General features: G+C 44.6%; 2 protein-coding genes. Both read left to right on the top strand.

The annotated features are described in order from the left end of the window. Nucleotides 1–15: 15 nt before the first annotated feature. On the top strand, nucleotides 16–258 hold the full coding sequence (locus LH47_RS14510; RefSeq protein ID WP_043968706.1) for a hypothetical protein: 243 nt from the start codon (nucleotides 16–18) through the stop codon (nucleotides 256–258). 545 nt (nucleotides 259–803) lie between these two features. Continuing rightward, a complete protein-coding gene (locus LH47_RS14500) occupies nucleotides 804–1637 on the top strand; it encodes a rolling circle replication-associated protein (protein ID WP_052585065.1) in 834 nt (277 codons plus the stop codon). Nucleotides 1638–1807: the final 170 nt, after the last annotated feature.

Genomic DNA, 1807 nt, shown 5'->3' with positions numbered 1-1807 from the left:
TAGGAGGTAGGTAGTATGTCTGGCATGGTTCGTATAAATACGCGGATTAGTAAGACGTTAAACGATTGGCTTGACAAGCGTTCAAAAGAGACTGGAGTTCCTAAATCTACGCTTGTTTTTCTTGCTATTGAGCATTACATGCAACAACAGAAGGCAATGGATATGGCTGAAGGTTTGACAAGCGTTGTTGAAGCTGTCAAGGGGTTAGAGAGCAAGATAGACGCGCAACTGCTGAAACAGCGGAGCGAATCGGAATGACGAGCGGAGCAAAGCGAAGCGTCCCTTGATCGCTGGGTGGCTCCCTTTGGTAAGCTTTGCCGAGGTGCGCGGGAGCGTTTTTCCCCGCGCGCCTCGCCCTTTAGGGTTTCCAAAGGGAGCAGGGCCCCAGTGTCAAGGGCGTCAATGGAGAGTAGCGGAGCGTTGGCAGTGCACTATATATTAACTTGATTTTAAAGAAACATTACGAGAAAAATTGGGGAGGTTAGGACATGGAAAGACTTGCGGAGTATAAGCGTCGGTATTGGGAGGCTATGAACGCGTCACGATCGCGACGTGATTTTCTATTGTCGGACATCATGACGGACATGGAACGTGAATTCCGTATTCCGTTTTTGCGTTCGGTAGCTGAACGGGAGGTTGACGCTGAAGTATTGCGTCTGTATCGCTTGATTTCGGGTAGTCGTTCGATATAGCAAAATTGGAAATAGTATTTACCCGCCCCTCTAATTAGCGGGTAAATGTGCACATTTTGTACAAAGGGGAGGGGGAGAAATGGAAATTCGGGTGTAGGGTCTATACTTAACTTGATTATTGCGATTAATAAGCAGAAAAATCGGGAGGAGGCAAAAGAGACCGTAAGGAACGGTAGAAGCGTAAATATGATATATAACGCAAAGGTCATAGTCGCAGGTAATGTCATAGAGTTGTACGAGTATGAGAAAGAGATCAGGACAGGCAAGGACAGTTACATGGACAAGCCTGTGGGTCGTAAGGGGAAACGTAAAGAGGGACTGGAATGGATAGATGAGGACATGAAGGCGACGCGTGAGAAGAATAGGGCGGACGCGTTGCAAAGGGCGCGAAAAAATTTAAGAAGGCTTATAAATGCGAATGTGGACGCGTGGGCCGAAAGAGTGAAGTTTTTTACTTTGACTTTTAAGGAGAATGTGCAAGATATAAAAATGGCAAACTATGAGTTTAAAAAGTTTAGGCAAAGGCTTGAGTATCATTTGGAATTGAAACTGAAGTATGTGGCGGTCATAGAGTTTCAGAAGCGAGGGGCGATTCATTATCATATGGTCACGTTCAATATGCCGTATGTTCCGCATGCTGATCTGGAAAGGATATGGGGTCATGGTTTCGTTAAAGTAAATGCTATTGATGAAGTAGATAACGTTGGCGCGTATGTGACAAAGTATATGACTAAAGATAACGATGATGAGAGATTAAAAGGGGAAAAGTGCTATTTTAGTAGTCGGGGGCTTATTAAGCCAGCGGAGGAGATTATAAAAAAAGAGGACTTAAACGCTTTGAGGGAAGCATTAAGTCCAAATAAGGTTTATGAAAATACATTCGATAGTGAACATCTAGGTTTAATTAACTATCAGCAGTATAACTTAAAACGTAAATACATGTAAACACACAAAAATGGAATGTTGAGGGTAACGAGGCTAGGCGTCTGGGTGTCGCGGTTCTGCTGGTGTACCTTCCGCGTCCGCGGTAGCGGGCGGAAGGTACACAGGCGCGACACAGGCGAAGCCTCGTTTTATTTTTGTGAAAAATGTTGACATAGTTTTCATGTTAGCGT

Origin of the sequence: Anoxybacillus thermarum (genome assembly GCF_000836725.1) — a bacterium.
GTDB lineage: Bacteria > Bacillota > Bacilli > Bacillales > Anoxybacillaceae > Anoxybacillus > Anoxybacillus thermarum.
The sequence above is the reverse complement of the archived record's forward strand: the minus strand, read 5'-3'. Positions and strand labels throughout refer to the sequence as shown.

What these genes read in the sequence shown, in the direction of transcription:
- LH47_RS14510 (WP_043968706.1), top strand. Translation starts at nt 16, where the DNA reads ATGTCTGGCATGGTTCGTATAAATACGCGGATTAGTAAGACGTTAAAC.